Below are 5,760 nucleotides of genomic sequence, written 5' to 3' on the forward strand. Positions count from 1 at the left end.
CAGACTGTTGCCGTTCTCTGCGGCTTTGGTCAGCCACTGGACGGCCCTTTCAGCATTTTCATCACCACTGTCCACATCCAGATAGATTTTGCCGAGCATGTATTGTGCGTGGACATTGCCAAGCCGGGCGGCCTTTTCAAAATATACAATGGCCACTTCCACATTCTCTTCAGTACCGGTTCCGCTGTAGAGCATTTGCCCCAGTCGGTACTGGAGCTTATCGTCATGACTCTGTTCCTCCAGCCGCTTAAAGCCGTAAAAGGCTTTCTCGAAGTGCAGCTCTGAATCTTCGCCGTTCTTCTCCGTGCCAATTCCGTCCCGATACATCTTCGCCAGCTCGTAATCGGCATACGGCACACGCTGTCTGGCAGACCTGCGGTATAATTCAAAGGCGTTTTCAAAACTCTGGTCCACGCCCTGTCCCCGGTAGTACAGACCAGCAAGAGAATATTGGGCATATTTGTGGTTTCTCGAGGCCGCCATTTCAAACCATCCAGCCGCTTCCTCATAATCCTGCTTCGTGCCAAGTCCTGCCGCATGCATTTTCCCGATGCGGTATTCCACATACCGATTTTCCTCATTTGCTTCGATGTCCAGAAATGCGGAAAGTGCTTTTTCATACCAACTGGATGCGGCTTCGACATCCATATCCACTCCAAGCCCATCTGCGTACATCCTGCCGAGATCGTGCATGGCGAGCGCGTTGCCTGCTTCGGCTTCTAGCAAAAATAAACGAAGAGCCTGTTCAAAATCAGGCTCCAGCTCATCACTGCCATAGAAAAAAGCGCCAGCCTCCTTATATCGATCACTCCACGCGATGTGCGGTCTTCCGGAACCAGCATCTTCGGAATCCGCACGGAATGAACCCTCCGAAGCAGGAGGCGGCATATCATCACCATCCTCCGGTGCTTCATCCGTGACCAGAGTTAGTTCATTCTCCGTCATCATGGAATCGAATTCTTGGGTCGTCGATACAGTTTCTTCATTTAATATATCCGCAGACTCATCGCCTTCAAATGTAAAATGGTGACCGCCGATATTCATGGCTTCGGAGATCACCATATTCTTGATGTGCTTAAATTCCTTCTGCCGTGAAAGCGGCAGCGGATCAGGAAGCTTATCAGGAAGCTTATCAGTATATGTTCGCAGGACTTCGTTCCGAAGCTCCTGCCATTTTGCATAGGCTTCCGACACCCGCTCATTCTTCGCCAGTTCATCTACGATCTGATCCACGATTGCTTTAAGGGGCGCTTTTAGATAACCGTATTGCTTCTTTCCGGAGGTGTGCTTCAACCGTTCTGCCAGATGCTTGAGCAGTGCCTCAATAGTTTCGCTTTCATAGGCACCGCTACTCATTCTGCCTATAATCTCTCTTAAGGCTTCACGGCTCTTGCCGGCAAGCTCGTTTCTTTGAGCGGTTTGCTCAGAATATATCTGAATTAAATCCTGCTGAAAGATTTCCTTTGCCAGACTGCTCCGCATTTTATCAATGGCAATTTTTGTGACATACCCTTCGCGGGGATTCACCGAGTATACTATCATGTGGCAGTGAGGATGATGGCCTTCGTTATGAAATGCAGCATACCAGCGCAGGTTTTCCGGAGCTATTTTCATCTGCTCGGCAAAGATATTCCTCTGCTTGCGGATGAGTGCCATCCACGCAGAGGTATTGTCATACCCCAACCGGACAGCATCCTCCCGTCGCAGAGATATAATAGGCGTCCAGACGTTCCCTGCATGACCTCCGACTTCCTCCGCTACTCTTGACAGCACCAGCGGAGTATCCTCATCAGAGAACAGTCCGTGATTGCCCAGCTTTTCAGCGCGGGGACGGGTGGCGATGTAATTGACATAGACCTCCTGATGAGACAGCCGATCGAGATTCTGATCCAGTGCGACTGTAATAAACTCGGAAGCATTTTCTGCAGTAGGCTGATTAAGATAATCCTCATACTCAAATAAATCCCCAGTATCCGGAAGCTGTGCCAGGATGTCCGCCATGAGCTTCTTCTGTTTCTCTGTGACCGTCAATGTATGCTTATCCTGCGGGATCATCTCCACACCTTCACGGGTTGCAACGTATTCCACTAGGTTCTCCAGATGCACTGCAGCATTTTTAATATACCGGCACTTGAAAATAATACGCGGCATAGTTATTCACCCTTTTGGAATTTAGTTACATCCTCGAAGGTCACCGATCCTATGGATTTCTTTACGTCAGCAACACACTTTCCCCTCAAACGGCGCAAGGTGTTTTCATCCACCTCCGCAGTAGACGCAAGGATGTTCATCATCATGGACATCTCCACTGCCAGCTTGAAGATGAGACGTGCCATGCGGTTTTCCAGACTATCCACCATACCGGTCATAGCTGTGGTAATGGCGGTCGGCAGAAACCTCACGCCTTCCTCAGCTGAGATGTAGCCGCAGTAAAACTTGATTGCCTTTTCGATGAACTCGCTCTGGCTCTGGCAGTTATCGTGCTTGTACCAGTCCGATATCAGCTTCCTGGTTTCGGGATAGATCCACAGAGCGAACTTCTTTTTATTCTTGTTTTCTTCTGTCACGATGCATAGCCTCCTTTCTTGTTATAAAGACCGCAACCCCTGCTGCAGTCCCCATGAAAATCCTTTAAACTCGGGGCTTATTTGGGCATTTTTTGTGCCGCCAACCCCGAAGGCAACTCCAAGGGGCAAAATCTGACCCCGGCGAAAATCGTCCCCCGACCCGCATTGCGGGGCGGTGTGAGCCGGAGCGGGGAAGCTCTGTAACCCCGCTCCTTTAACCAGCATGGTTTTCGACCCCATGGTTCACCCCTCAAGCGGCTTTTATGAGGCACTGCCGGAGGATGGTTTTTTCCTCTCAATCTCGTCACAAAGCCTCAACACGAGGCGCTATCCTGCCCACAGGTGTTACGTGCCACCTCTGCAGTAAAAACGCGACACGGGGGCACACGGGCGGCAACACGCGTGTGTGCAGGTTGTTATTTCTCACTGTCCTCATCTGGACTGCTTTGTCCTGCAGAAGCTGCCGGGCGGGTGCTGCGCATAGGGGCGTCCGTCACGCTTTTATCCCGACCTTCGATGTACTCCCGGACAGGAGCGGGAACGTGCTTCTCATACAGTGTTTGCAGCAATGTACCCAGTTCAGCCTGCAGTTCTGTTTCGTCCTCCATGTACTGGTGTATGGCACGAAGCTTTTCAGCTTCAAAGGTGATTTGTACAGTAGTTTTTTTCATGCAGCTTTACTCCCTTCATTTGCTAAAATCTAATGAAAATATAACGGAAGCATCCTCCACCTGTTCCTGGGTAAAGGTTTCCGTCTTTTGAAATCGATCACTGTACTGCCGGATTTTATCCTCAGTCAGCGACACAAAATCCCCATCATCATTGCTGCCAGCCACAAAAAATGTACCGGCGATGATGTCGTTTCCGAGAGAACGGTTGCCGGGAAGCCCCATCAGTTTTCCCTCTTCATTGCAAACCAGAACAACATAATCCTCCAGATATACCGTTTCAATATATCCTCCAATCGCCTTCTGCAACCCTTCCAAGGTGTTTTCAACTTCAGCAGGATAGGGTTCCTTCATCGGTTCCACCATTAGCACTTTTATCTTTTTCTCCATGTTCGCCTCCTAAATACTCATTGTCATGCTCCGGGTTTCCTCTGATTCTTCTGACTGACCTGATGCTCAGACTGTTGTTTGCGAAAAAGTGAGCCATGTTGGTGTACTTTTCAACCATCCGGTATAAGGACGGCAGGAAAGTGAGCCAACATGGTTACAATTCCTCCAGTGCATGGATCAGACTGCCGGGTAGGTCGGACAGCTGAACATCCATATCCGTTTCCTCCAGCTGCGTGTTCTGAGGGGATAACCTGAGATTTCGGAGTTCTTCCCTAACCGCCTGTCGAACGGCTTGCTCCAGATGCTCAGCCTGATGTGCCGTCAGAATGCTGTTTACCACATATTCAGTGCGCTGTCTGCTGGCCTGGCGTGCAAACAGCGCTTCAGCCTCCCGATGCCTTGGGTTATCCATGTCAAAAGAGAGGTAATATCGTTTTCGCTCGGACATAGGCTCACCCCATCAGGAGCTTATAACCGTCCGCATTGGCGAAACGGTTCAACACCGCCACTGTGTTGAGGCCGCTCCCGTGAAGCATGGGTTCCAGCAGCTCAGCGCCCCCGCCTGCAAACACTGTGGGCAGCCGCAGATCCAGACCTCGCTCACGGAGCGCATTAAACAGTTCCTTACAGTAAGCGGTCACAGCCTGCTCCACAATAGCTCCAATCAGCTTGCTGTCGGTATGCTCGATCTCGCCGCGTATAGCATCCGTGATGAGTCCGTCCGACAAAAGGATGTCACTTCGCTGGAGCGTATCTTGAATCCGGCTGTACATGGTAATGGTACCCATGCGGAGACTAGCACAGCTTGATCTGTCAAGCCGGAAATCATGAAGTGCAAGAATATCCACCGTATAACCGCCGATGTCCACCAGCGTGATGCTTCGGTAATCCTTAAGCTGCGGATAGTACCTGCACAGCGCCGCATGGCCTTGTGCGAACACCTTGCATTCCGCAATACGGCAGCGGTAGAATGCTCCCTCGAACCGGAACGAGATGTTCTCACGCAGGAAATATCGCCTGAAGGCTTCCTTCTGTGTGCCGTAGCTGTCGATGGGCAGCCCTACGCCAAGGGCAATTTCAGCATTGGTTGTTCCTTCCTTTTTCATGGCATCCGCAATTGCAGGGAGCGTCAAAATAAATGTATCAGGCTCCCTGGTCTTATCCTGTTGAAAACGCAGACGACGCTCACCGACGGCATAATACTTGCTCTCGAAAAAGAGCTGCATCTCCGGCACAATGAATTCTTTGTCACTTGCGGCATACCCGGAGGCATATAGCATCCCCTCCGAGGATTTGGTGTTGTAGTTTCCATTGTCCACACCAAGCTTTATCATAATCAGCACCTCCTTCTTTTTGCGGGTTACATGCTCATGGTCATGCCCTGCGCTTCTTCCTCGGCAGGGGCTTCAGCCTCTGACTGAGCCTCTGGAGAGGGAGGTGCTTCAGCTGCAGCCTGTTCCCGCTGTCTTCGGGAGGTACGAGGCTGACGCTCCCTTGAAGCAAGAGTATGTTGGGATTCTGATACCTGCTCTTGTGGCGGTGCCTGTTCCTGGGACGATGCCTGCTCCAAACGGCTTTCAATATACTCGCGGACATTGGCAGGAACCAGACGCTCATAGGTCTTGTTGAGGTAATCCCTCAGCTCCTGCTCTACGGTCTGATCCTTTTTCTCCATGAAAAAACGGAGGGCGTCCAGCCTCTCCGAAGGGAAGGGGATCTTTAATTCGGTTGTACTCATCTTCATTTTCCTCCTTTATTGTAGTTGATGTAGGGAATTTCAAGCCACGCTGACCACGAACGGTCGGCGAGATTTGTTTTGACGACGCCATATTTTGTACCCATGGCTTCAATGACCTTGCCGTTTCCGATATAGATTCCGATATGTCCGGACTTCCAAACAGCAAGACCTGGGATGTCAGGCATGGTATCAATGGAGCCAGAAACCGCAGCATTCTTATACATGCTGTCCGCGCTGATATCCGGCATGCCGTTGGTCCCGTACTCAATTTCCATGGTGTTTGGATCAAGCCAGCCGTAGCCTTTTATCAGGCCAACACAGTCCGTCGTCCTTCCTCCGAGCCAGTTGCTGCGGATGAAGCTCTCGTAATTACCAACGCCGTCAGGGTACTGCTCCA

The 5,760-nt window shown here is 50.8% G+C and carries 8 protein-coding genes; all 8 read right to left on the reverse strand.

The genetic code is table 11. The annotated features are described in order from the left end of the window. A partial coding sequence (locus KGZ89_02875; GenBank protein ID MBS3973794.1) for an SEL1-like repeat protein occupies positions 1–2,151 on the reverse strand: 2,151 nt, incomplete at its 3' end. A gap of 2 nt (positions 2,152–2,153) precedes the next feature. After that, the gene (locus KGZ89_02880) at positions 2,154–2,567 is read right to left on the reverse strand and encodes a hypothetical protein (GenBank protein MBS3973795.1); all 414 of its coding nucleotides are present in this window, start codon (positions 2,565–2,567) and stop codon (positions 2,154–2,156) included. A gap of 416 nt (positions 2,568–2,983) precedes the next feature. Then, on the reverse strand, positions 2,984–3,238 hold the full coding sequence (locus tag KGZ89_02885; GenBank protein ID MBS3973796.1) for a hypothetical protein: 255 nt from the start codon (positions 3,236–3,238) through the stop codon (positions 2,984–2,986). A 15-nt stretch (positions 3,239–3,253) separates the two neighbouring features. Continuing rightward, positions 3,254–3,625: a DUF3846 domain-containing protein gene (locus tag KGZ89_02890; GenBank protein MBS3973797.1), complete on the reverse strand. Its 372-nt coding sequence runs from the start codon at positions 3,623–3,625 to the stop codon at positions 3,254–3,256. 154 nt (positions 3,626–3,779) lie between these two features. Further along, positions 3,780–4,073 carry a plasmid segregation centromere-binding protein ParR gene (locus tag KGZ89_02895; protein ID MBS3973798.1) on the reverse strand — a complete coding sequence of 98 codons (294 nt, stop codon included), beginning with the start codon at positions 4,071–4,073 and terminating at the stop codon, positions 3,780–3,782. A 4-nt stretch (positions 4,074–4,077) separates the two neighbouring features. After that, complete coding sequence (locus tag KGZ89_02900) at positions 4,078–4,959, reverse strand: ParM/StbA family protein (protein ID MBS3973799.1); 882 nt, start codon at positions 4,957–4,959, stop codon at positions 4,078–4,080. A 26-nt stretch (positions 4,960–4,985) separates the two neighbouring features. Further along, positions 4,986–5,363, reverse strand: coding sequence for a hypothetical protein (locus tag KGZ89_02905; GenBank protein MBS3973800.1), 378 nt, complete (start codon positions 5,361–5,363; stop codon positions 4,986–4,988). A gap of 2 nt (positions 5,364–5,365) precedes the next feature. Continuing rightward, on the reverse strand, positions 5,366–5,760 hold a 395-nt coding region (locus KGZ89_02910; protein ID MBS3973801.1), incomplete at its 5' end, for a hypothetical protein.

The organism is Actinomycetota bacterium (assembly GCA_018334075.1).
In the GTDB taxonomy this organism is placed as follows: Bacteria; Actinomycetota; Coriobacteriia; order Anaerosomatales; family UBA912; genus JAGXSC01.

What these genes read in the sequence shown, in the direction of transcription:
- KGZ89_02885 (MBS3973796.1), bottom strand. Translation starts at nt 3,238, where the DNA reads ATGAAAAAAACTACTGTACAAATCACCTTTGAAGCTGAAAAGCTTCGT.
- KGZ89_02890 (MBS3973797.1), bottom strand. Translation starts at nt 3,625, where the DNA reads ATGGAGAAAAAGATAAAAGTGCTAATGGTGGAACCGATGAAGGAACCC.
- KGZ89_02895 (MBS3973798.1), bottom strand. Translation starts at nt 4,073, where the DNA reads ATGTCCGAGCGAAAACGATATTACCTCTCTTTTGACATGGATAACCCA.
- KGZ89_02900 (MBS3973799.1), bottom strand. Translation starts at nt 4,959, where the DNA reads ATGATAAAGCTTGGTGTGGACAATGGAAACTACAACACCAAATCCTCG.
- KGZ89_02905 (MBS3973800.1), bottom strand. Translation starts at nt 5,363, where the DNA reads ATGAGTACAACCGAATTAAAGATCCCCTTCCCTTCGGAGAGGCTGGAC.